The sequence below is a fragment of the Comamonas testosteroni genome (genome assembly GCF_000761245.1).
In the GTDB taxonomy this organism is placed as follows: domain Bacteria; phylum Pseudomonadota; class Gammaproteobacteria; order Burkholderiales; family Burkholderiaceae_C; genus Comamonas; species Comamonas testosteroni_C.
Map to the genome: position 1 here is coordinate 1 of NZ_AWOR01000110.1, position 24,641 is coordinate 24,641.

The following is a 24,641-nucleotide window of genomic DNA, read 5'->3' on the forward strand; positions in this document are numbered from 1 at the left end:
TTGCATGCAAATGCAGCGGCTTTTTCGTTTTTACCGCCACACCAGCGGTCGCGAAAAGTTTTCTGAAAAAATCCACGCAAGACGGCATGAGCAGTACTCAAGCTGCTATATAATTCGCTCACTCTGAAATGCCCAGGTGGCGGAATTGGTAGACGCACTAGTTTCAGGTACTAGCGGGTAACTCCGTGGAGGTTCGAGTCCTCTCCTGGGCACCAAACACGACAAGCCGTTGCATGCAAATGCAGCGGCTTTTTCGTTTTCACTACCACACCAACAGTCGCGAGAAGTTTTCTGAAAAATCCACGCAAACCAGCATGAACAGTACTCAAGCCGCTATATAATTTGCTCACTCTGAAATGCCCAGGTGGCGGAATTGGTAGACGCACTAGTTTCAGGTACTAGCGGGTAACTCCGTGGAGGTTCGAGTCCTCTCCTGGGCACCAAATACGACAAGCCGTTGCATGCAAATGCAGCGGCTTTTCCGTTTTCATACTGTACCGATGAAGGCGACTCTGGGCGAACCGGCCTCTGCCCCACCGCACTTCCAACCCCGCGAGTCGACAAGGATCGCTCAAGCTCCAGAACGCCTTGTCGACAACTCGCAAAAAAAGCACCTCAACTGGCCTGGCAGCAACTTTGAACGCTATATAATTCAAGTCATCCTGAAAGCCCAGGTGGCGGAATTGGTAGACGCACTAGTTTCAGGTACTAGCGGGTAACTCCGTGGAGGTTCGAGTCCTCTCCTGGGCACCAAATACGACAAGCCGTTGCATGCAAATGCAGCGGCTTTTTCGTTTTCACAGCCACATCAGCAGTCGCAAAAAGTTTTCTGAAAAATCCATGCAACCCAGCATGAGCACTACTCAAGCTGCTATATAATTCACTCACTCTGAAATGCCCAGGTGGCGGAATTGGTAGACGCACTAGTTTCAGGTACTAGCGGGTAACTCCGTGGAGGTTCGAGTCCTCTCCTGGGCACCAAACACGACAAGCCGTTGCATGCAAATGCAGCGGCTTTTTCGTTTTCACTACCACACCAACAGTCGCGAGAAGTTTTCTGAAAAATCCACGCAAACCAGCATGAACAGTACTCAAGCCGCTATATAATTTGCTCACTCTGAAATGCCCAGGTGGCGGAATTGGTAGACGCACTAGTTTCAGGTACTAGCGGGTAACTCCGTGGAGGTTCGAGTCCTCTCCTGGGCACCAAACACGACAAGCCGTTGCATGCAAATGCAGCGGCTTTTTCGTTTTCACTACCACACCAACAGTCGCGAGAAGTTTTCTGAAAAATCCACGCAAACCAGCATGAACAGTACTCAAGCCGCTATATAATTTGCTCACTCTGAAATGCCCAGGTGGCGGAATTGGTAGACGCACTAGTTTCAGGTACTAGCGGGTAACTCCGTGGAGGTTCGAGTCCTCTCCTGGGCACCAAATACGACAAGCCGTTGCATGCAAATGCAGCGGCTTTTCCGTTTTCATACTGTACCGATGAAGGCGACTCTGGGCGAACCGGCCTCTGCCCCACCGCACTTCCAACCCCGCGAGTCGACAAGGATCGCTCAAGCTCCAGAACGCCTTGTCGACAACTCGCAAAAAAAGCACCTCAACTGGCCTGGCAGCAACTTTGAACGCTATATAATTCAAGTCATCCTGAAAGCCCAGGTGGCGGAATTGGTAGACGCACTAGTTTCAGGTACTAGCGGGTAACTCCGTGGAGGTTCGAGTCCTCTCCTGGGCACCAAATACGACAAGCCGTTGCATGCAAATGCAGCGGCTTTTTCGTTTTCACCCCCCTCCGGTAGCAAGCAGCACATATGAAAAAGGGAGCCTGACGGCTCCCTTTTTCATTAGCAATCGCCTCCCATCGAGGCGATATGTCGCTTACTTGCGCAGCAATTGCTTGAGTGCAGTCTGCAGGCGACGGGCAGATGCCTCATCGCTGGCACTGCCCAGCACAGTGGCCACGTCCTGACCCCAGGTCTGCTGGGGCGAAGGATCGTTGCGGCGGGTCAGCATCTGCAGCTGAAGCACACGGCGTGCCGCCAGCTGATCGGCAGGGGTGTGCACATCGGCAGCCATTTCCAGGCGCAGCAGGGCCTCTGCAGCATTGCCCTTGGGCGCAGCAGCCACAGCGCCGGACCAGGAAGAGCGCACAGGCGCCGTCACCTTGCTGCCCAGCTGCTGAGCCGATGGCAGCTGCGCAGCATCACGAGCCTGCCAGGCACCGAGCAACTGAGTCAGCGCTTCACCGTGCGCCTGAGCCGCCAGCTTGCGCAGAGCCTCCTGGGCATGCTCCACGGCATCACGCTGGGCACGGAAGGCTGGATCGGCCAAGCGCGGCCCGCGCTCCTCGCGCGCGAACTCGCGACGGCCACGGCCGGCATCACGGCTGTCGCGGCCATCACGGCCACCTCGCTCACCACGCGCTGCATCGCGGCCACGGCCGCCATCCTTGCGATCGCCAGGACGACCACCTGCAGCAGCTGCAGTTTCCTTCCTCATGCCAGGGCGGTCATCGCCACGCACGGCCACCACGGGGCGCGCCGGCTTGGCCACTGCAGCGGTTTCGCTCGCTTGCGCCTCAACAGCTTCAGACGCTTGCTCTGTCTGGGCCTGGTTTTCATCAGACTTGGCAGGTTGAGCCTTGATGGCTGCTTCGAGCTCGGCCAGCGCTGCGTGAATCTTTTGCACATCGCCGCTGGCATTGGCCGCCTCGACCGCCTTGGACGCATCCAGCACCCGACGGTCATGCTCTGACAACTCAACCGCCACCGGGCTGCGACCACCACGCTCCACGCTCTTGCGATTGAAGGCATCGTCCAGCGGCTTGCGGAATGCATCCCAGAGCTTTTGCTCGTGCTTGCGATCCAGTGGCACCACCTGGGCTTCAGCCTGCCAGCGCTGCTGCAGCGCCTTCACGGCGTCGATGCGCAGGCTGGGGGCTGCCCCCAAGGCCGTGGCTTCGTCGATCATGGCATGGCGACGCTCCAGGCTGGCCTTTTGTGCAGCCTGCAGGGGCGCTTCGGCAGCAGCCATGGCCTGCTTGAACAGCGGCTGCAGTTCGGCAAACAGCTTTTCGCCGATATGGCCGCTTTCACGCCAGCGCTCACCAAACTGGCGCAGCGCGCGCAACATGTTCTTCCAGTCCTGGCTGGCCGCATTGGCTGCAGCCCAGGCCTTGATTTCTTCGATCAGCTCCAGACGCTGAGCCTTGGCCTGCGTGCTGTCCTGACGAATCTTGTCGTGCCAGGACTCGACCACCTTGTAGGCTGCGTTGCAGGCCTCGTCAAACTTCTTCCACAGCGCATGATTGGCCATGGCACCTTGGTCGGCCTGCTTCCATTGTTCGCGCAGGCTGCGCAGGGTTTCCTGGATCTTGCGGCCACCCAGTGCCTGACCTTCAGGACGGTTGAGCAAGGCTTCTGCCTTGGCCACCAGATCCTCGCGCAGTTTCTCGGCCAGTTGGCGCTGCCAACCCTCGGCTTCACCGGCGGCCAAAAGGGCTTCATGCACTTCGCCTACCAGCGCCTCGTCCACAAAGCGGCCATGGGCCTTGATGGCTGCGCGCATGGCTTGCACGGCTTCGGAGCCTGCCTTGCTGTTGCCGGCTGCAGTTTCCGCTTTCAGCGCCTGCAGGGCCTGAGCCAGGCCAGCCTTGGCTGCTTCCACCTGCTCGGGCGTGGGCTTGCCACGGGCGGCAGCGGCTGCGCGCGGGGCGGCGGGTTTGGCCACTTCCACTGCAGCGGCTTCGGGAGGCAGACCACGAGCCACGCGGATTTCGTCGGCCCAGACGGGGACCGTGGGCAACGGCGCCGCCTCGTCGGCGGCAGCGGCCTCGGTCTGTGCCAGTGCAGACTGGAAAGCATCCCAAACCAGTGCCAGTTGTGCGGAGGCTGCTTCCAGCTGAGGTGGGAAACGACCGTCCACACTGCTCCAGCTGGCGTCGCCGGTCAGTTCCTTGGCCTGCTCCTGCCAGCGCGCGACATCAACCCCCAGGGCGCCCAGCACCGCCGTGGCATCCTTCCAGGACTTGGTGGACAGCACTTCGATACGCTGCGCCAGCAGCAGCGCCACTTCGCGCTGCACCTGGGTGCGATGCTGCAGGTCTTCCACAGCCTTCACTCGCTCGCCCAATCGGGCCTTGAACTGCGACAGAGGCTCGCGCGACAGCGCGGCACCGGCCTTGGCTGCATCACGCTGCCAGGCAGCTGCAGCTGCGGCATCGAAGGGCTCTGCAGCCAGCAGTGCCTGAGCCTTCTCGGCCCATTCCACGGAAATTTTTTCCTGATTCGCGGTGCGACGGATTTCGTCAAGGCGTTCGCGTACGGCACGGGCAGCACTCTTGTCGCCCTTGCTCAGTTCCTTGTGAACGTCCTGGAGTTGCTCGACCGTGGGCTGAGTCGCCAACCAGTCGCGAATGCGCGCGGCGCGATCACCCGACGTCTCGGCGGAGAAAGCACCACCCGTCAATGCATCCAGCGGATGTTGCTCAGTATTCTTGGCAGAAGCCGGGTTCACTTCAGATGCATCAGACATGGTGCTGCTAGGAGAAATAGATGTCATGTAAGGGTCAGAAAATGCTTGGCAGCCAGCGCAGTCAACGCTGCAACGGGCCGGTGCCAACCCACATGAGGGCAGACTTTCCAAGCGCAAGCCCAGGCACATGAGCACCTGGGCAAACCGGTATTTTCGCCTTTATTTAAAGGCAAGCCAAAAAATGCGAAATCGCAAGGTGTTTTGCAGCACTTTCATCACTGCGCAGACAGGCTCAACTGGGCACGTGGCGTCCAGTCCTTGTCCTGCGCATCCAGCTTGGGAGCACCCAGGAACAGACGCTCCAGCGGCAGCTTTTGCGTGGCCAGATAGTCTCGCACAGCCACGCCGCGCGCCAGCGCCAGCTCGCGCATGGCATCGTCGGGCACTTTGATGCTGGCCACCAGCAGCGCCGTCATCTGGTCGGCTGGCAGGTCCTTGGCCATTCCGACCATGTTGCGGGGCTTTTTGATGTCGGCACGACCGTAGACGGCCTTGAGCAGAGCCGGGCGCTCGGCTTCGCTGAACTCCATCACCTCGTCGCCATTCTTGCCTTCGCGAATCACGTTGCGGCGCTTTTGGGCCAGCAGCAGACGGTCCAGCTCTGCAGTCTTCCAGGCCTCCTTGTCTTCGGCTTCACGCGACTCGCCCACCACCGTCATCTTGAGCGCGGGACGGTCGTTGAGTGCCTTGACGATCTTGGCCAGCTGCTCCCTGGCCTTTCCATCGAGCCTGGCACTGCCCGGCGCAAAGTTGACTGCACCCGACTCGTCGCCACCCGAAAACGCTCCCGACAACAGCGCAAACGGCGCGGTCACGGCCTTCATGATGATGTTGCCGATCACCTTGAAGATGATGGGCGCCAGACGGAACTGCGGGTCGTTGAGCGAACCGCTCAGAGGCACATCGAGATCAATCACGCCGTTGCGGTCGGACAGCAGGGCCACAGCCAGCTTGACGGGCAGCGATGCGGGCGCACCTTCCACCTTGTCGCCAAAGGTCAGTTGGCGCAGCACCAGCTTGTTCGATGCCGTGAGCTGCCCATCAGGCTGCACCTTGTAGTTCACATCCATATAGAGCTTGCCGCGCTCTATGCCATAGCCCGCATACTTGATGGAATATGGAGACAGCGGCGACAGCTCCAGGTCATTCATCTGGGCGCGCACATCCAGCGCCAGAGGCTTGGCCAGCGGGTTGACCTTGCCGCTGATATCGAGCATCGCCGTACCCTGGGCCTTGCCCTTGATTTCAAGATCGGCCATTTGCGGCTCTACCTGGCCTGCAGGAGCCTGCGAAGAGAAGGCGCTCAGACGACCGTTCAGCTCACTCAGATCGGCCGAGTAGTTGGGCTGAATGAAGTAGTCAGAGAACTGCACCTTGCCGCCCGTCAGCACAATGGGCCCGACCTTGATGATGGGCACGGGGCCGACATCTTCGGGCTTTACGGGCTCGGCCACGTGCTTGCTGAGTTCGGGCTTCTCGCCAGCAGCCGCCTGGGCGTTCGCCTCTTCGTTCTGCGCGACGGACTGCTCGGACTTTTCAGTCTTCACGATGTCCTGCAGATTGATGCGGCCGTTGCGCTGCACGATGACGCGCGCAAAAAAGTCGCTCAGCGCGGTTTCGCGCACGCTCACCCGCAGGGGCTGGGCCGGCTGCATATTCAGGTCCAGGCCGCGCACCACCAGTGTTTTCCAGGCCAGCAAATCATCGCCCAGACCCAGACCTGTGCGCGCAGCCAGTGCCTTGGCACGGTCTGCCGTGGAGTCATTGAGCACCGCCGTCAGCGCGCCCCTGGCGGTACTGGGCTTGCCCACCTCCTCCTGCACAGGAGCCGCAAGCGTGGAGCGTACGCGCAGGTCGTTGAGCTCCACATCGCCCAACACCGACAACTGCGGCCCCTTGGCATGGGCCAGATAGTTAAGCTTGCCCCGGAAGTTGCCGTCGGCACGCACCAGATCCACATTGAGCTTGTGACCGAAATACGGCTCCAGTGCATGCAGCGGCACGGCACGTGCCTGCAGCTGACCCTGAGCCGAAACAGGGGTCAGGCCCAGCAGCCCTTTGAACTGAATTTGGCCGGCCTGCACCCGGCGATTGGCCGAGAGCTGAGCCGAGACCTCCAGCGGAGTCGGCGCTGCCTTGGCCGCCAGCGGCTCGAAAGCACCCAGGCGTACGCGCAAGGCGCTCACATCCAGCTGCACGGGCCGCGCATTCCCGCCTTGCACAGGTGCGGCATCGCGAAACTGCAGCGCACCGCCATCCACGGCAATCGCTGCGAGCTTGACCGACCAGGGCTGGCCCGGCTCCGCCTTGCCGCCCTGCGTTGCCGGCTTGGCCGCAGGCAACCAACGCTCGTACATCCAGCGCCCTTGTGCGTCACGCAGTGCCGCGAGTTGCGGCTTCTGTACGGCAATGGCCTCTACCTGCACCTGCCGGGCAGCAAGATCGACCTGAACGCCGCTGACCTTGATCTGCTCGATATTGACAGGGGCCTGCTTGTCCTGCAGTTGCAGCTTGTCGGCGGTCAGCTCTGCCACCTCTGCCACGACTTTGCCATCGCCCCAGGAGATCCGGGCATCGGTGCCCAGCATGGCGCTTAGCTGCGGCTTGAAGTGCGCTTCTATATAGGGCTGCACCCATTGCAGCGGCATCTGCTCGAGCTTGAGATTGAGCCTGCCCGCCTTGTCAGTGGCTTCTCCATCCACAGCCAGCCTGGCTGCCCCTTCCACCCGGGCTTGCTCAGTCGTTTGCAGGCCTGCAGTGGCCGTCAGTTGCAAAGGCGCATTCATGGGCCAAGCCAGATTCTTGGCCTGCAGCACCAAAGGAGCCAGAGTCAGGGCTGCAGGTGCCGCGCCTGTTGCGGCATCCTGCCAATGCACGATGCCGCCTTCAATATCGAACTGCTGCACGCCGACGACCAGGGGCTTGCCAGGCTTTTCGGCCTTCGCATCTGCCTGGGCCTTCGCATCTGCCTGGGCCTTCGCATCTGCCCGGGCCGGAGTGCTGGCCTCGGCGGAGGCGGGCTCAGGCACGGCCTTCTCCAGCTGCGCTGCGGGGGCACCCGCCGGCGCATTCAACCCCAACCAGTTGATCACGCCCTGCGCATTGCGGCTGGCATGAATCTCTGGTTTGACCCAGCGTACAGTCTCCAGCGCAATCTGGTTCTGCAGAGGCTGAGCATTCTGCAGCTGCACTTCCAGCGCCTCAAAGTTCAGCAGCGGCGCACTCTGGCGGTCTTGCACTGCGACATTGCTCAAGGCCAGCTTGCCGCTGATGCTGACTACAGGCTGGTCTTTTTCCTCGAAGCTGACCTGCAGATCCGTATCAAGCACTCCCGAGAGGGGCTGCACCGGAACGCTGGCAGGCACATAGCCCAGATAGGGAGCCAGATCGATTCGATCCCATTTGAGGTGCATCGCCGTCTGACGGGTGTCGGTGAACGGCGTGCTCTCGCCCGAAGTATCGAACTTGCTGCCGTTGAGATCGAACGCCAGATGCGGCAGCACCTTGATCTCGCGCTTTGACGCCAGATTGCTGATGAAAGGAATGCTCAGCTGCAAGTCCTTGAGTTCATGCCTGCGCTGCACAAACTCGTCATTGAGCTCGATACGGCCGTCGCGCAAGGCAATGTTGTAGAGCGCAAAGCTCACGGGCTTGGACGGCTCTTCGTCATCGGGCTCGGAGAGCCTGGCAATCACGTCGTCGATATCGAGCTTGCCCAGTGAATGCTGGGTCAGGCGCACCACCGGCGCATCGACCTCGATCGCATCCAGCACAGGAGCGAGTCTGAACAAGGACTGCGCACTGGCATTGATGAAGATGCGCTTGATCTGCATCTGTGGCTCGGCGGCAGACTGCAGATCTTTCTGAGCCACAGAGCCCTCTGCATCAGCAGTTTCAGCTACTTTTTTTATCGCCTTATCGATCACCAGATCATGCAAGGTGATGGACATGGCCCAGGGCGCAAACTCGATCTTACCCACATGCACGCCGCGCCCCAGTTTCTCGGCAGCCCGTTTTTCCAGCTGGCTCTTGGCGACCCAAGGCACTACCGCCCAGAGCAGCAGCCATAACAGCAAAAGAGCAAGAACAGACCAGATCAGCCGACGAAGCCAGCGATTCGATGTGAGCAAGGACATGGGCAATTGTTATTGATACAGAGATTGAAAGCCTTCCAAGACTCTCAGGGGCGGGATCCGCCACGCGCCCGTAACACCACTGTACCTTGAGCGCACCCTGGTGTATCTAGATTGCGCTCTATATATAGATAGAAGCAAGAGGCGTTTCCAGGGAGAAGTTTGCGCTATCGGAATACCCGCCAGAGGCAGATGCGCGCGGAAAAATGCAAACAATGCGCTGCAGAAAAAGACTCGCCGGAAATGACAAAGCCCGGAAGTGGCGAAACCGACTTCCGGGCTTTACGGCCGGTACCAGACCGGGCCGTTTTTCGCGGTTCAAGGAGGGTGTGGTCCTTGCCGCTGGAAGCAACGATTGCTCCCTTTTGTGCCTCAAGCGAAGATAAAGAGCAAGTGCCAACAGCCCATGGAATCAAAGGCCTCGGCGGAGTTTGCTTTTCCTTTCCTTTGGCAAGCACCTGCAACGTGCAGGCAGATTCACTATATCTGTGCTCGTGTAGGGCTACCAGGCTTTTTGCACTTTATTTCGCCTTGATGACAAATAAAACGATGTGAGCGTATACACCTCTTGAATCCGTGATTTTTTGCTGTAATTTTTTGAGCAAACTGTACATTCATACAGTTTTTATATAATTTTAAAATCTAAAAAGTATTTTTGTTAGTGTTGACTGAATATTTAGGGCGCTTCTAGAATCCGCCAGCGCTCGAAATGAGCGTTTTTTGTTTCCGCTGCCTCACGACTGAGCAGACCGATCGGCGCCCCAAGGGGCGCTTTTAATCGGCCCGCAGCAAACCTCATCGGCCAGTTGTCCTGGTTGCACCGCGAGATTGATCCGGTGCGGCCTCGGGCGATAGCCAAGAAAGGACAAGCTATGCCAGCGTCAGGAAAATTAATCGCCTCCGCGCGAACGTTGGGCCATAAGACGGCCCACGGTTTTCTTGCTCTTACTCACAACGGTTTCGCCCTGCTGGGCTTGGCCGTGGCCATTTCGGCCCTGATTTTGATCTCTCGTCCGGACCTGCGTCTGGCCGGCGCCACCGAACTGCGCGAGTGGCTCGACACACGCCTGCCCGCCAGCACCGTTGTGGCTGCCGCCGAAGTGGAGGAAGCCCCTGCTTCCGCCAGCATCGTCGTCGCCAGCGACCGCGCCACGGCCGTCAACCCCAAGAACCTGCCCAAGGAGCAGGCGGCTGTCGCCTACTGGCTCAGCAAAAAATACCGGGTGGCGCCCGAACCGATTGCCGCCCTGGTCAGCGAAGCCTATGCCCAGGGCAAGGCCAACAAGCTGGACCCGACGCTGATTCTGGCCATCATGGCGATTGAGTCGAGCTTCAACCCGTTTGCCCAAAGCTCGGTCGGCGCCCAGGGCCTGATGCAGGTGATGACGTCCGTGCACACCGACAAGTACGAAAGCTTTGGCGGCCAGCACGCGGCCTTCGACCCCGTGACCAATCTCAAGGTCGGAGTCAAGGTGCTCAAGGAATGCATTGCCCGCGCCGGCTCCATCGAGGGTGGCCTGCGCTACTACGTGGGCGCAGCCAATCTTCCTTCGGACGGCGGCTATGCTGCCAAGGTGCTTGCCGAACACCAGCGCCTGCGCCAAGGCGTGGGTCTGCAGGCCAGCTCGCTGATGACGGCCAAGTCCGACGAAGCCACCAAGGTCTCTCACGCTCAGCAAGTGGCACTGGCCGACTCCAACCTCTAAGCGGCAGATCCCTGCATTTCTCAAGCTGGCCGCGGCCAGCTTTTTTTATGCCCCGGCTAGGGCCAGCGGGAAAAACGGGCATAGGCTCTGCAGCCATGCCGGCTCAGCTACACTAGCGGGTGTACGCAACTGGCGATAGGCGCAGAATTTTCTGCCGCTGACGTGGAATCCGGCAGACTGCAAGGTCTGTGAACCACCGGGGAGCGTACCGCCCAGGACCGCAGCGACTGCAGCCTGCAAGCGTTTCAGCCGTTCGCCTGGGCAGCCCTTGGCCTCAAGGGAATTTCTAAGTTCACAGGACTGCCATGTTTCAACGCACCGATACCGTCGCGAAAGTCGACCCCGAACTGTTTGCAGCTATTGAAGCTGAAAACCATCGCCAGCAAGAGCACATCGAGCTGATTGCCAGCGAGAACTACTGCTCGCCCGCCGTGATGGAAGCCCAGGGCTCCCAGCTGACCAACAAGTACGCCGAAGGCTACCCCGGCAAGCGCTACTACGGTGGCTGCGAGCATGTGGACGTGGTCGAGCAACTGGCCATTGACCGCATCAAGCAGATCTTTGGCGCCGAAGCCGCCAACGTGCAACCCAATTCCGGCTCTCAGGCCAACCAGGCAGTGCTGATGGCTTTTGCCAAGCCCGGCGACACCATTCTGGGCATGAGCCTGGCCGAAGGCGGTCACCTGACCCACGGCATGGCGCTGAACATGTCCGGCAAATGGTTCAAGGCCGTCTCCTATGGCCTGAACGCCGACGAAGCCATCGACTACGACAAGCTCGAAGAGCTGGCACGCGAGCACAAGCCCCGCATCATCGTGGCCGGCGCTTCCGCCTATGCCCTGCGCATCGACTTCGAGCGCTTCGCAAAGATCGCCAAGGAAGTCGGCGCCATCTTCTGGGTGGACATGGCCCACTATGCCGGTCTGATTGCTGCAGGCGTGTACCCCAACCCCGTGCCCCACGCCGACGTGGTCACCACCACCACTCACAAGAGCCTGCGCGGCCCTCGTGGCGGCGTGATCCTGATGAAGGCCGAGCACGAGAAGGCCATCAACAGCGCCATCTTCCCCGGCCTGCAAGGCGGCCCCCTGATGCACGTCATCGCCGGCAAGGCCGTGGCCTTCAAGGAAGCCCTGACTCCCGAGTTCAAGGCTTACCAGGAACAGGTCGTGAAGAATGCCAAGGTGTTTGCCGAAACGCTGACCGAGCGCGGTCTGCGCATCGTCTCCGGCCGCACCGAAAGCCACGTGATGCTGGTGGACCTGCGCGCCAAGGGCATTACCGGCAAGGCTGCCGAAGCGGCACTGGGTCTGGCTCACATCACCGTGAACAAGAACGCCATCCCCAACGACCCCGAGAAGCCTTTCGTGACCAGCGGCATCCGTATCGGTACGCCCGCCATGACCACGCGTGGTTTCGGTGAGGAAGAAGCCCGCATCACCGCCAATCTGGTGGCCGATGTGCTGGACAAGCCCGAAGACGAAGCCAATCTGGCCGCCGTGCGCGCCAAGGTGGCCGAGCTGACTGCCAAGTTCCCTGTCTACAGCAAGTAAATTCTGCTGCGCTGAGCTGTCATGAAGTGCCCCTTCTGCAACCATCCGGACACGCAAGTGGTTGAGACCCGCGAGTCCGAGGACGGGGGCTTCATCCGCCGCCGCCGCCGCTGCGGCGGCTGCGACAAGCGCTTCACGACCTACGAGCGCCCCGAGGTCAGCTTTCCGACCGTGGTCAAGAGAGACGGCCGCCGTATCGAATACGAGCGCGCCAAGCTGCAAGGCTCTTTTCAGATCGCGCTGCGCAAGCGCCCGGTGAGCACCGAACTCATCGATGCGGCCATAGAGCGCATCGAGGACAGGCTGCTCAATCTGGGCCAGCGTGAAATCGATTCCAGCCGCCTTGGCGAGCTGGTGATGGATGAACTCAAGGGCCTGGACAAGGTCGGCTATATCCGGTTTGCCAGCGTATACCGCAGCTTCGAGGATGTGGACGACTTCAAGAACATCATGGATGAGGTTCGCAGTCCCAAGGCCAAGGCCACCAGAAAGCCCCAGGCCTGACCGCCGCCATGACAAAAGCCACCCTCGGGTGGCTTTTGTTTTGTGCGCTTGACGGCAGGCATTTGCTATGAATTTATGAGCATCTAGTGCCTTATATCAAAGGATATCAGATAGGTTTTTATCTAATTTCCTTAATGAACGCGCGTAATGCGCTCCTTTAAAGGTAGCACCATCGGACCGCTGCGGCTTTGCTCGCGCACATGCTCGGCCAGGGCATCCAGATCCAGCATGCCGCCCACCACATCGATGCCTTGCGCGAAGATGCTGAAGTTGTCGCCGCCGCCGCCCAGATAGCTCTGCAGTCCCACGCGGTAGTGCTGCGACATCTCGAGCCGCCGGCCGTTCAGGCGCAGCTCGCTCACGCGCCGGCCCGCAGGCTGGCGGCGGTCGAAGCGGTAGCTGAAGCCCTCGGACACCTGCAGGATGCGCGGCGCGCTCACGGTGTTGCTGCCGCTGTCGAATTGCTGCTCCAGCGCCTGGCGAATCTGCTCGCCCGTCAGACTCATCACCATCAGCGTATTGCCAAACGGCTGAACGCTGAACAGCTGGCCATAGGTCACGCTGCCGTCTGCCGCGGGCAGCAGGTCGGCGCGCACACCGCCGGGGTTCACAAAAGCCAGTTGCGCTCCGCCCGCAGCAGCATCGCGCGTGGCAGCGAGTATGGAGTCGGCCACGATGCGCCCCATCACGCTTTCGCCATTGACTTGAGGCATGCGGCTGGCAGCTGCGGCCAGCCGCCCTGCGTCGGCTTCGGCCAGCGGCCGGACCGCAGCCTGGTAGCGCGCCACCAGCGCCGCAACGGGCGCATCGGCGTCAAAGACCGGAAACTCGGGCTGCAGGCCCACCAGACCGGCAGGGCCGCGATAGGCCTCGCCCTGCACAATATTCTGGTGCGCCGATTTGCGGCTCACGCGGCGTGTGCGCGCATCCACCGTGAGCCTAACCTCGGTCAGCAGCGTGCCGTACTGGCCGGCGCTGGTCAGCAAGAACGGCTTGCGGGCATCCACCCTGGCGTAATCGCAGATATAGGAGCGATGGGTGTGACCGGAGATCACCACATCGACTTCGCCGGAGAGCTGCTCCAGAATCGGCACGATGGCGCCGGAGAGGCCCTGGCAGCTATCGTCCTGCAGGCCCGACGTGGTGGCCCCGCCCTCATGGATCAGCACCACGATCACATCAGCGCCCTGCGCCCTCAGCTGCGGAATCAGCGCATTCGCCGTCTGCGCCTCGCCGGCAAACGTCAGGCCCCTGACCCCGCTGGGGCGCACCATATGCGGCGTGTTCCTGAGTGTCATGCCGATAAAGCCCACGCCTATGCGCAGACCGTCCTGCTCGAAGAACTTCACCCCGGTCGCGGGAAACAGCGGCCGGCCGTCGCCGCGCAGCGTATTGGCCGCGAGAAACGGGAACTGCGCTCCCTTGAAGGGCTTGCTGATCTGGCATGGCTGCTTGCTCGTGAACTTCTCGCAGCCGCCGTTTTGCATGCGCAGCAGCTCGGCCGCGCCCTGGTCGTATTCGTGATTGCCGGTGGCCGCGAAGTCCACCCGCATGAGGTTGAGCACCTCTATCGTCGGCTCATCGAGAAACAGCGCAGAGACCATGGGCGAAGCCCCGATCATGTCCCCGGCCGTGACCAGCGCCACATGGCGACTGGCCTGGCGGCGCTGCGCGATGGCTCGGGCCATATAGGCCACGCCGCCAGCGGGCACGGCAATGCTCTGCCCCTGCGCGTTCTGGGCCGTCACCGCCAGCCCGGGCGGCTCCAGATGGCCGTGCAGGTCATTGAAACCCAGCACGGTGATCTCCATGCTGGCCGGCCTTGTCACACCACCGCTGCATGCGCTCAAACCCAGCGCGAGCAGCGCAGCGCACATGGGACGGGAGGCATTGCGAAAAGCGCAACGCCAGCCTGGCGACAAGGCGCGAGACTGGCGTTGATCCGGTTTTTTGTCAGCTGCAACCATCGGACTCTCCTGAGTCAGAGGTTTTAACGCACAAAAAGGTCTGGGCGATGTCAGCCGGCCGAGGCCGGAATCGGGGCCAGGCCGCAATCCACATCGGCATTCTGCGCGCGGTGGCGCAGCGCATGGTCCATCACCACCAGCGCCAGCAGCGCCTCGGCAATCGGCGCGGCACGAATGCCCACGCAGGGGTCGTGGCGCCCCTTGGTGATGACTTCGGTGCTCTGGCCGTGCACATCGATGGATTCGCGCGGCGTGATGATGGAGCTGGTGGGCTTGATGCCGATGCGCACTTCCAGGTCCTGGCCGGTGCTGATGCCGCCCACGATGCCGCCCGCGTTATTGCTGCGGAAACCCTCGGGACTCAGCGAATCGCCATGCGTGGTGCCGCGCTGGGCCACGCTGTCAAAGCCTGCACCGATCTCCACGGCCTTGACGGCATTCAGGCCCATCATGGCGTAGGCGATGTCGGCGTCCAGGCGGTCATACAGGGGCTGGCCCAGACCGACCGGCATATTGCTGGCGTTCACACGCAGCGCCGCACCACAGGAATCGCCGCTCTTGCGCAGCTGCTCCATGTATTCCTCGAAACGGCTCACATCGGCCACGGGCGCGAAGAAGGGGTTGTGAGGCACATGCTCCCAGCTCTCGAAACCTATGGGCAGCTCGCCGATCTGGGTCATGCAGGCGCGGAACTCGGTGCCGAACTTTTCCTTGAGCCATTTCTTGGCCACGGCACCCGCCGCCACGGTGGGCGCCGTCAGGCGTGCCGAAGAGCGGCCGCCGCCACGCGGATCGCGAATGCCGTACTTCTGGAAGTAGGCATAGTCGGCATGACCGGGGCGAAAGCTCTGCGCAATATTGGAGTAATCCTTGCTGCGCTGATCGGTGTTGCGGATCAGCAGGGCGATCGGCGTGCCCGTGGTCTTGCCCTCGTACACGCCGGAGAGGATCTCCACTGCATCGGGCTCGTTGCGCTGGGTGACGAACTTGCTGGTGCCTGGACGACGCCGATCCAGATCATGCTGGATGTCCGCCTCGCTCAAGGCCATGCCCGGGGGGCAGCCGTCAATCACACAGCCAATGGCCGGACCGTGGGATTCACCGAAATTGGTGACCGTGAAAATTGTGCCGAAGGTATTGCCGCTCATAGACCGTCAATTATGCCTGCAGCGCCTGCTCACCACCGCGGCTGACTGCTGCCGGGCGGCATGGATGCATGGTCCCAGGCCACCGGCGTGTGCGAGAACCTGGCGCTGTGACGCACAGCCTGCAACTTGCCAAAGCCGCTGTCCAATGTCTGCAGATAGGGCGTGATATCAGGCTTGGCCTCTGTCCAGGCATGGCCCGCGACCTGCACCCGCCCCAAGCCACGCAACCAGTGCGCCACACCAGCCAGCGTGACACGCACACGCCAGCTCCCCCCCTGCTGCGCTTGACGAAGCAAGGCGGTCTCTATGCCAAAGGCCAGCCAGAACCCTGCACCATAATCCAGCGCCTGCATGGGCAGCGCGCGGGGCTGAGCCGAGCCATGCGCGGCGGCCTCATCCTCGTTGATGCCACTGGCCGTCTGCACCAGAGAATCAAAGCCGCGCCGCCCGGCCCATGGCCCCTCCCATCCATAGGCGCAGAGTTCGGCCACCACCAACCCGGGCCTCATCTGCAGCAGTTGCTCTGTGCCAAAGCCCTTGGCCTGCAAAGCCCCGGGGCGGTAGGCCTGCATGAAGACATGGGCACCCCCTACCAGCCTGCTCAGGGCATCGTGTCCTGCGGCCTCATTCATATCCGCATGTGTGGACCGCTTGCCCCGGCTGGTATCGGCAATAGCATCGATATTGGGCAAATGCGGGCTGTTGGCCAGCATCACATCCGCCCCATAGGCGGCCAAAGTACGCCCTGCAACCGGCCCGGCCAGAATGCGCGTGAGATCCAGTACCCGCAGCCCCGCCAGCGGCCGCTGCCCGTTCTGCAGTCCCGGCCAGGGCAATGCTGGAGCATCGCCCACCCGCTCTATCTGCACCAGCGCAGCACCGGCCACCCCATCCTCCTGGCCCAATGACTGCCACTGGGCATGGCTGCGCGATGCGGCCACCGGCAAGCCACGGAGGGCAGCCTGTGTCTCGAAGTCCTGCGCACGCCAATGGGCCAGAGCCTGAGCCACGGCCTCGCGTGGAGTGGCTGCGCCCTCGGGCAGCCCCAGCAAGGCCAGCGCCCCGTCGCGGTGATGATCGAAATTGGCATGAATACGAACCCAGCCTGGTTCGCCCACCGCCTGGCCGCAGGCATACAGACCGGAGACTGGCGCCCATTGGTCAGGCCTTCGTCCATTCAGGGTGAAATAACCACTGGACTCGAATGCCGCATGCTGGGCATCTACCGTCACCACTTGCACAGGGCGACGGGGCTGACGCAGCTGCTCTATCTGCGTGGCCGCCAGCGCTGCCGCTGCCACGCTGGCCTGCACTGCATCCACCACGGCAAAGCTGCTGACAAAGCCGCGGGCCCTGCCCGTCAACTGCAGCTGCGATAAGGCCGGTGATGGCAAACCGGCCAATTCCCATTGCTGCTGCAGCGCGGCACGAGCCCCCTGTGCGGATGCTGTGGAAGAAAAGCAAGGACTGGCTGTAGACATCGAAACTCCTGGCAAGCGCCGTAAACCCATGTCTTGCATTGCACGCGCCATGGTCCATGGCCGTCAATCTTGATTGGGCCAATCGACTGCGGACAGCGCACACTCGCCATCAACCAATCGGCAGGCGCTACGATGCAGGGCCATCACCTCTCATCGCCTGATCGACTGCCCATGTCCGCTGATATGCCCCCCTCCTCCCCATGGCTGCAGGCGGCAGAAGCTGCAGCCATGCTGGGGGTGCAGCGCGCCAGTCTCTACAGCTATGCCAGTCGCGGCCTGTTGAAGGCTCAACGACTGGTCGGCAGGCGCGGCACCGTCTACCTGCTGTCTGATGTACAGCGTCTCGTGCGTCAGCGGCAGGCCGTGCGCAACCCCGCACAACTGGCCCAATCCACCCTGGACTGGGGTCAGGCCGTGCTGGACTCGGCCATCACCCTGGTGCGCGACGGACAGCTTTACTACCGCGGCCACAGCGCCGTACAACTGGCACAGAGCGCCACTTTGGAAGAAACCGCAATGCTGCTCTGGCAGCAAAGCAGCACAGGCCCCGCCAGGGTCGATGAGGCACCGGCAAGGCAGGGGGCTCGTCACATGCCCCGTAGCGCGGCACAGGCGCTGGCCACATGGTTTGGCATGGCCACGGTGCCGCCGAATCATCTGGCTCTGCTGCACTGCATGGGAGATGTATTGCTGGGTCTGCCGCCACCAGCCAGCGCATCCAGCTCAAAGCCATCTGCGCAACCTGTGACGCTTGCGCCACTGCATCAGCGCCTGGCCGCCAGCTGGCAGATCGATGCAGATGCAGACGCCAAGGTCGATGCCGCCAATGTGCTGCGTAGCGCCCTGGTACTGTGCGCCGACCATGAGCTCAATGCATCCAGTTTTGCCGCACGCGTGGTGGCGTCCACCGGCGCCAGCCTGCACGCCAGCGTCGGAGCAGGGCTGGCCGCATTGTCCGGCCCACTGCATGGCGGCATGACCCAGCACATCAGTGCTCATTGGGATGAATGGCATGGCAGACCGCCCAAAGCCCCCCCGCCAGCCTCCTTGCTAGCCTTGCTGCAAGCCACGCAGACCGGTCAGACACCGCACTACTTGGCAGGATTTGGCCACCCGCTCTATCCTTCAGGCGACCCGCGCAGCGCCTACCTGCTGGCCCTGCTGCCATTTGACTCCCAGCGCGAAAACCTGATTGAGCAGGTCCATGCGACCACTGGACTGCACCCAAGTCTTGACTACAGCCTGGTGGCCATTGAACGCGCCCTGCACCTACCGCCAGGCGCGGCCTTTGTGCTGTTTGCCCTGGGCCGCACCGCGGGCTGGATTGCCCATGCGCTGGAGCAGCAGGCTACGGGCCAGTTGATACGCCCGCGCGCACAATACACCGGCGCCCAGCCCGCTGCAGACCTGGAGACAGCGCCCACTCAGCTCGGCCGCATCATCCGCTTCTAGATGGTTTGCCAGGCCGCAAAAAAACGGCCCGAAGGCCGCCTGACTCAGATGCAGAACTGCTGCGCAGTCATTACTCCGCGCCCTGGCGCTCGCCTTCGGGCCAGTCGCGGATATAGGCCTTGAGCATGCGGTTCTCGAAGTTCTGGCTGTCCACCACGGCCTTGGCCACGTCATACAGCGAGATCACGCCCATCAGCATGCGCTTGTCCATCACCGGCATGTAGCGCGCATGGCGGTCCAGCATCATGCGGCGCACCTCGTCCATATCGGTTTCCATGGTGCAGGTCATGGGCGCGTCGTCCATGGCGCCGCGCACGGAGATGTTCTCCACGCCGCCGGTCTTCACAAAGCCCTGGATCACTTCGCGGAAGGTGAGCATGCCCACCACATCGCCGTGATCCATCACGACCAGCGAACCGATGTCCTTCTCCGACATCACCTGCACCGCCGCGGCCAGGCTTTCGTCGGGCGACACCGTGTACAGGGTATTGCCTTTGACGCGCAGGATGTCACTAACTTTCATTGCTGTTCTCCGAATCTGTTTGGCACGCTGTGGCAGCTTTTGTCCTGCATGTGTCAGCACATGCGGCATCGCTTTGCACAGAATGCAGGTGCGTGCACAAATATAGCCCACAATGGCTTGCATTGAGAAAAACTAAAGCAATGACGAAACATATGAATTTCTACATATTCATTCGTCTATTCGACCAAATCGATCTTTGATTGCGTGCTCGATCACACATTGCGTCGATCAAAACCAGCCATGGAGACAAAACATGCCCGGCTACTCTGACCCCGGCTTTGACACCCTGAGCCTGCATGCAGGCGCCCAGCCCGACCCCGCCACCGGCGCGCGCGCCGTGCCCATCCATCTGACCACGTCCTTCGTCTTCGAATCCAGCGACCACGCGGCAAGCCTGTTCAATCTGGAGCGGCCCGGCCATGTCTACAGCCGCATCTCCAACCCCACCAATGCGGTGCTGGAGCAGCGCGTCTCGGCCCTGGAAGGCGGCGTGGGCGCGATTGCCGTGGCCAGCGGCCAGGCGGCGCTGCACCTGTCGATTGCCACGCTGATGGGCGCAGGCAGCCATATCGTGGCCAGCACGGCCCTGTATGGCGGCTCGCAGAACCTGCTGCACTACACGCTGGCGCGCTTTGGCATAGAGACTACCTTCGTCAAGCCCGGCGACATCGATGGCTGGAAGGCTGCGGTGCGCCCCAACACCAAGCTGTTCTTCGGCGAGACCGTGGGCAACCCCGGCCTGGATGTGCTGGACATTCCCACGGTCAGCCAGATCGCCCACGAAGCCGGGGTGCCGCTGCTCGTGGACTCGACCCTGACCTCGCCCTGGCTGATCAAGCCTTTCGAGCATGGCGCGGACATCGTCTACCACTCGGCCACCAAGTTCCTGTCTGGTCACGGCACGGTGATTGGCGGCATCGTCGTCGACGGCGGCAGCTTTGACTGGGAAAAATCGGGGCGCTTTCCCGAGCTGACCCAGCCCTATGACGGCTTTCACAACATGGTGTTCAGCGAGGAGTCCACCACGGGCGCCTTTTTGCTGCGCGCCCGCCGCGAAGGCCTGCGTGACTTCGGCGCCTGCATGAGCCCGCACAGCGCCTGGCTGATCCTGCAGGGCATAGAGACCCTGCCGCTGCGCATGGAGCGCCATATGCGCAACACCGAAAAAGTGGTGCAGTTCCTCGCCAGCCACCCGCTGGTCAGTCGCGTGGGCCACCCCATGCTGGAGACCCACCCCTCGCACGCCCTGGCCAGGAAGCTGCTGCCGCGCGGCGCAGGCTCGGTGTTCAGCTTTGACATTGCGGGCAACCGCAACCAGGGCAAGAAGTTCATCGAGACGCTGAAGGTCTTCAGCCATCTGGCCAATGTGGGCGACTGCCGCTCGCTGGTGATCCATCCCGCCAGCACCACGCATTTCCGCATGAGCGACGAAGCGCTGGCCCAGGCCGGCATCGGCCAGGGAACGATACGGCTGTCTATCGGCCTGGAAGACGCCGACGACCTGATCGACGACCTCAAGCGCGCACTGAAGGCGGCCGAGAAAGCTGCCTGAGAGACCTGAACAAACATGGTTGCCACAACTTCTGCATCGCTGGACTGGAAGCAGTTTGAACAGACTTTATTCAGCATCTACTGGCAAGATGCTCAGGCGTTCCTGGCCGCGAACCCTCAGGAGAGCATCTACGCACTGGCACTGAACGGCCTGTACCGTGAGGAGGACGGCCCCATTTACCTGCCCACGCTGTCTGCCAATAGCGAGCAGGCCTATTCACACATGGTGAATGCCCACGAGCCGCAGGGTCGCTTGTCCGAATTCGAGCTGGATAGCGGCCAGTTGGGCAGTCTGCGCTGGAACCCGCCGGATTGGGAATGGGAAGAGCTGGATTCGACCTCGGACGCTCAGGAGTTGGAGCAACTGGAGCAAGCCTTGCTGGCCGAGGCCAATAAAAGCACGCCTGCCCACTGGTTGCGTACCGAAGCGCACCTGATCAAGGCGCTGATCCGCATCTGCAAGCAGCTGACCAAAGCCTGCCAAAAATCGCCCTGGGCCAGCCAGCTCACTGCAGAGTTTGCGGTGCTGATCTACGTGCAAGACACGCAGGAATGCGAAGCCATGGCACGCGAGAGCATGGGGGAGGCGCGCTTTCTTGCATTGTTTCCCAGCCATGACCAGCAAGCGCAAAGACGCGCCAGAGTTGCCGCGCTCTCCCCCGCTCAACAGCTGCAATACCATCTGAGCTGTCTTGAAGGTATCGGGTGCTCGGAACTGGGACTGAGCCACCAAGAGGCGCAATTGCTGGGCGAAGAGGCCGAGACTGCGCTGCTTGCCATGGATCACAGCCAGGTGGCTCATGCGCTGCTGCCCATGCTGACTCGGCCTGGCAAACAGTGGCGTGCGGCCATGTTGCTGGCACAGATAGCTTACCGGGACGAACAGGTACTGACTGCACTGCGTCAACAGGTTCAGACCCCCGTCCACAGCCCCAGGGAAGAAAGCGAGCGAGGCTGGTGCGCCAGTGCCTTGGGGTCGTTAGGCGAGCAGCAATGGCTGCAGCAGCAAATAGGCTCCACGGCCGTGCCTGTGGACAGAATCGCGCAAGGCATTGCCTACCCCTACCGCTCCTGGAACAGCAAGCCAGGAACCACGGCCCTGCGCCTTGACTACGCGCCACTGGAGCGGGCGCTCGACCTCAAGCATCCGGCCTTGACCCAGGCGCTGAATGAAGAGCTATCACCCGGAACCGGTTATTGCAGCCTTCGGGTTGAGGATTTGGAGCAAGCCCTGTTCGCCATGCAGTCGGCTCACGCTCTGGTGCGCGTGCATGCTGCGTGCATCATGGGAGAGCGAAGCCTTGGCGCTGCCGCGGGCAGGCGCATCACCCCGGTACTGGCACAAGCCCTGAGTCACGACAGCAATGAAGGCGTACGTTATCAGGCCATGCTGGGTCTGCGGTATTGGAAAAAAGCCAGCGCAGAGCAGCGAGCTGCGATCGAGCATGCCACCGAACACGATACCAGCGACGACATCCGCGAGCTGGCTCAGCAATGGCTGAGCGAACACTGCTGAACCACAAAGAACAGAACCGGAGACAAACATGCAAATCAATGTGCAAGGCGCAGACATCTACGCCTACACCGGCGGCAAGGCCTTCGATGCGGCCAAACCCACAGCCATTTTCATCCACGGCGTGCTCTGCGATCACAGCGTCTGGGCACTGCAAAGCCGCTACATGGCCAATCACGGCTGGAACGTCCTGGCCATCGATTTGCCTGGCCATTGCAAAAGCAGCGGGCAAGCACCGGAATCCGTCGAGGAGGCTGCAGCCTTCATAGGCGCGCTGATGGATGCAGCAAACCTGCAGCAAGCTGCGCTGATCGGCCATAGCTGGGGCAGCCTGATTGCCATGGAGACTGCGGCCAGGCTGCAGGAGCGCATCAGCCATCTGGTGCTGGTGGGTACGGCCTTTCCCATGAAGGTCTCGCCCGCGCTGCTGGAGTCAGCACTGAATACGCCCGAGAAAGCCATCCAGATGGTCAACACCTTCTCGCGCGCCACGCTGGCACCGCCCAATGGCGCAGGCAGCTGGGTGTTCGGCGCCGGCATGGCCCTGGGCCGCCGCGTGCTGGCCAGCAATGCATCCACCAATCTGCTGCATGCAGGCTTCAAGGCCTGTGACAGCTATGCGGGTGGCGAAGCAGCCATGGCCCAGGTCACCTGCCCGCTTCTGTTTGTGCTGGGTGAACAGGACCAGATGACACCACCCAAGGCCGCAAAAGGCTTGATAGAAGCCGCCAAAGGCGCGGGCAAAGCGGTGAAGGTGCAGGTGATTCCCAACGGCCACAACCAGATGACGGAGTCACCAGACGCGACGCTGTTTGCGATTCGGGATTTTCTGGCTGCATGAGCCATTAAGCTTGCGCCATGAGCCAAACCTTCCAGCACCACGGCCAACTGGCTGCCGCCTGCGCCGAATGGGCCAAGATTTCACTGACTGGTTTGCAGCCCCGGCGCAATCTCCATCTGAGCGATAAAAAAGCCGACTGGAAGGAGGCACTGAGCGCGCTCAAGCGCTTTGCCGACAGCGATAGCTATAAAGCTCCCCAGGATTTCAAGGCACATGCGGCACTGGAGAACTACTGGAAATGGAAGGAAGCGGGCGAGCAAGCGCGCTGGCTGCTGATCTATGGCATCGATCTGGGCCTGAGCGGCGATGTGCTGCGCCCCATCTACCAGGAGGTGGCCGCGCTGTGGATTGATGCGGCCTCGGCGGCCGAGCATGCGCGCGCCAGCATGGCGCAGGAAACTGGCGAGGACTATGGCGTAGGTGCGCCCATCAACACACGCACTGACGATTACGCTATTGCCGTGACCCTGCTGTCACTGGCCACACTGCTGGATGCTCAGGACGATGTACCGGCGCTGGATGAGCATGTACTGGCCTTCGATACGGACCAGTTGCTGGATTATCTGTGCGCAGGCGGTCTGCAGCTGCAGCAAGTCAGCGAGGAGCTTTTCCACAAACGCCCTTACGGCGCCATGAAGCCTTTTTTTGAACAGCTCGAAGCCCTGCCTGACCCACTGCTGCCCTATCTGCAAACCCAGTACCAGGAGTTTCTCAAGCTCTCGCCCAAGCAGCAGAAAAAAGGCGGCCCGTGGCTGGGCACGGGCTACTGGGCGCTCGAGGTGGCCGCCCTGGCCGTGCTCTACGGCTGGGATGACAGCGCTTTGCGCAGCAGCCCCCACTACCCGGCCGGTCTGGCCGACTACGCACGCGGGCGACTGGCTCAAACAGAGTCAGGCGATTCTTGACAGAAAAGCGGCGATGCGGCGGCTGATGCGATCGGGCAGCTCGCGGTGCGGCACATGGCCGCCACCGGCAATGATTTCAGCCTCGCAAGGGCCCTGCGCCCAGGTGCAGATGTTCTCGGGATGCACCAGGGAGCCGAATTCATCGAGCTCGCCGTGAATCGCCAACACCGGGCAATGCACCTGCTTCAAGGCCGCATCCAGCCGGTAATGCGCAAAAGGCGGGCTCAGCCAGGTGTCCACCCAGGCCGACAGCACCCAGGCCGCCTTGTCGCCATGGTAGCGAGCGAGTCGCTCCAGCTGGCCGGGCTGGGCAAAGTTGTCGCGCGCCGCCGTGATGCCCTGCAGCGTGCGGTCTTCGACAAAGCTTTGCGCCGACTCGGTAATCAGCGCCTGGCACTGCCTTCCATAGGCCGCCGCCACCATGGCCGCCATGCCGCCGCCCACGCTGTGTCCCAGCATCACGAAAGCGTCCAGGCCCAGCGCCTGATGAAGCGGCGTGAAGCCGGCCTCGACCTCGCTTTCCACAAAACTCGGTTGAAGCCGATGCGGATTGGGGTCCGAATGACCGAACCCCAGGCGGTCATAGGCAATGACTTCGCGCCTGGTGGCTGCGGCCAGCTGGGCGGGAAATTCGCGCCACAGATCCACACTGCCCAGCGAGTCGTGCATCAGCACCAGCGGCGCCTTGGCCGCCCCGCCCTGGGCTTGCCAGCGCTTGACATGCAGCTGCCCGTCGGGCGTCTGAACACGGGTTTCACTGGAGCTGATCACAACGGGCGGCATGGTGTCGTCAAACATGGGCAGGGTCTGGGTTGAATGGCG

At 61.8% G+C, this 24,641-nt stretch carries 15 protein-coding genes, 7 tRNA genes and 1 riboswitch; of the genes, 15 read left to right on the plus strand and 7 right to left on the minus strand.

Annotated features, from left to right (window positions below):
* Positions 1 to 130: 130 nt before the first annotated feature.
* From P353_RS26375 to P353_RS26405, 7 genes are all read left to right on the plus strand, one after another.
* Positions 131 to 215: transfer RNA gene (locus tag P353_RS26375), tRNA-Leu, on the plus strand.
* Positions 216 to 358: 143 nt separating this feature from the next.
* Positions 359 to 443, plus strand: a tRNA-Leu gene (locus P353_RS26380).
* Positions 444 to 668: 225 nt separating this feature from the next.
* A tRNA-Leu gene (locus P353_RS26385) sits at positions 669 to 753 on the plus strand.
* A gap of 143 nt (positions 754 to 896) precedes the next feature.
* Positions 897 to 981, plus strand: a tRNA-Leu gene (locus P353_RS26390).
* A gap of 143 nt (positions 982 to 1,124) precedes the next feature.
* Positions 1,125 to 1,209, plus strand: a tRNA-Leu gene (locus P353_RS26395).
* Positions 1,210 to 1,352: 143 nt separating this feature from the next.
* Positions 1,353 to 1,437, plus strand: a tRNA-Leu gene (locus P353_RS26400).
* A 225-nt stretch (positions 1,438 to 1,662) separates the two neighbouring features.
* Positions 1,663 to 1,747: transfer RNA gene (locus P353_RS26405), tRNA-Leu, on the plus strand.
* A 140-nt stretch (positions 1,748 to 1,887) separates the two neighbouring features.
* Here the strand turns inward: P353_RS26405 and P353_RS26410 are convergent.
* Positions 1,888 to 4,542: a DUF349 domain-containing protein gene (locus P353_RS26410; RefSeq protein ID WP_034376296.1), complete on the minus strand. Its 2,655-nt coding sequence runs from the start codon at positions 4,540 to 4,542 to the stop codon at positions 1,888 to 1,890.
* Positions 4,543 to 4,757: 215 nt separating this feature from the next.
* Positions 4,758 to 8,678: a DUF748 domain-containing protein gene (locus tag P353_RS26415; protein WP_034376299.1), complete on the minus strand. Its 3,921-nt coding sequence runs from the start codon at positions 8,676 to 8,678 to the stop codon at positions 4,758 to 4,760.
* 869 nt (positions 8,679 to 9,547) lie between these two features.
* Between P353_RS26415 and P353_RS26420 the strand changes: the two genes are divergently transcribed.
* The 3 genes from P353_RS26420 (at position 9,548) to nrdR (ending at position 12,438) form a co-directional block, all read left to right on the plus strand.
* Positions 9,548 to 10,381: a lytic transglycosylase domain-containing protein gene (locus P353_RS26420; RefSeq protein WP_034376301.1), complete on the plus strand. Its 834-nt coding sequence runs from the start codon at positions 9,548 to 9,550 to the stop codon at positions 10,379 to 10,381.
* A 115-nt stretch (positions 10,382 to 10,496) separates the two neighbouring features.
* A riboswitch (ZMP/ZTP riboswitch) is annotated at positions 10,497 to 10,651 on the plus strand.
* A 35-nt stretch (positions 10,652 to 10,686) separates the two neighbouring features.
* Entirely contained in the window at positions 10,687 to 11,934 is a 1,248-nt protein-coding gene (glyA, locus tag P353_RS26425; protein WP_003053390.1) for a serine hydroxymethyltransferase, read from the plus strand.
* Between the two features lie 21 nt (positions 11,935 to 11,955).
* The gene (nrdR, locus tag P353_RS26430) at positions 11,956 to 12,438 is read left to right on the plus strand and encodes a transcriptional regulator NrdR (RefSeq protein WP_034376303.1); all 483 of its coding nucleotides are present in this window, start codon (positions 11,956 to 11,958) and stop codon (positions 12,436 to 12,438) included.
* A 131-nt stretch (positions 12,439 to 12,569) separates the two neighbouring features.
* Here nrdR and P353_RS26435 read toward each other — a convergent pair whose 3' ends face one another.
* The 3 genes from P353_RS26435 to P353_RS26445 are packed head-to-tail and all read right to left on the minus strand — an operon-like array spanning position 12,570 to position 17,034.
* On the minus strand, positions 12,570 to 14,405 hold the full coding sequence (locus P353_RS26435) for a bifunctional metallophosphatase/5'-nucleotidase (protein ID WP_034376304.1): 1,836 nt from the start codon (positions 14,403 to 14,405) through the stop codon (positions 12,570 to 12,572).
* 50 nt (positions 14,406 to 14,455) lie between these two features.
* A complete protein-coding gene (gene aroC / locus P353_RS26440; RefSeq protein ID WP_034376306.1) occupies positions 14,456 to 15,553 on the minus strand; it encodes a chorismate synthase in 1,098 nt (365 codons plus the stop codon).
* 29 nt (positions 15,554 to 15,582) lie between these two features.
* Positions 15,583 to 17,034, minus strand: a complete 1,452-nt coding sequence (locus tag P353_RS26445; protein WP_034376308.1) for a CoA transferase — start codon at positions 17,032 to 17,034, stop codon at positions 15,583 to 15,585.
* Between the two features lie 183 nt (positions 17,035 to 17,217).
* Between P353_RS26445 and P353_RS26450 the strand changes: the two genes are divergently transcribed.
* Positions 17,218 to 18,486, plus strand: coding sequence for a citrate synthase family protein (locus tag P353_RS26450; RefSeq protein ID WP_034376600.1), 1,269 nt, complete (start codon positions 17,218 to 17,220; stop codon positions 18,484 to 18,486).
* Positions 18,487 to 18,556: 70 nt separating this feature from the next.
* On the opposite strand, the gene P353_RS26455 is transcribed toward P353_RS26450, so the two are convergent.
* Positions 18,557 to 19,009, minus strand: coding sequence for a CBS domain-containing protein (locus tag P353_RS26455; protein ID WP_003053381.1), 453 nt, complete (start codon positions 19,007 to 19,009; stop codon positions 18,557 to 18,559).
* Positions 19,010 to 19,262: 253 nt separating this feature from the next.
* Here P353_RS26455 and P353_RS26460 point away from each other — a divergent pair, with 253 nt between their 5' ends.
* From P353_RS26460 to P353_RS26475, 4 genes are read left to right on the plus strand one after another with little or no spacing between them, the layout of a single operon-like run.
* Positions 19,263 to 20,561, plus strand: a complete 1,299-nt coding sequence (locus P353_RS26460; RefSeq protein WP_003076227.1) for an O-acetylhomoserine aminocarboxypropyltransferase — start codon at positions 19,263 to 19,265, stop codon at positions 20,559 to 20,561.
* 15 nt (positions 20,562 to 20,576) lie between these two features.
* Complete coding sequence (locus P353_RS26465) at positions 20,577 to 22,076, plus strand: DUF4303 domain-containing protein (RefSeq protein ID WP_034376310.1); 1,500 nt, start codon at positions 20,577 to 20,579, stop codon at positions 22,074 to 22,076.
* A gap of 28 nt (positions 22,077 to 22,104) precedes the next feature.
* Entirely contained in the window at positions 22,105 to 22,914 is an 810-nt protein-coding gene (locus P353_RS26470) for an alpha/beta fold hydrolase (protein ID WP_034376313.1), read from the plus strand.
* Between the two features lie 17 nt (positions 22,915 to 22,931).
* Positions 22,932 to 23,819, plus strand: coding sequence for a PoNe immunity protein domain-containing protein (locus tag P353_RS26475; protein ID WP_034376315.1), 888 nt, complete (start codon positions 22,932 to 22,934; stop codon positions 23,817 to 23,819).
* Here the strand turns inward: P353_RS26475 and P353_RS26480 are convergent.
* Entirely contained in the window at positions 23,805 to 24,617 is an 813-nt protein-coding gene (locus tag P353_RS26480; protein WP_034376317.1) for an alpha/beta fold hydrolase, read from the minus strand. The genes P353_RS26475 and P353_RS26480 overlap by 15 nt on opposite strands.
* Positions 24,618 to 24,641 lie beyond the last annotated feature (24 nt).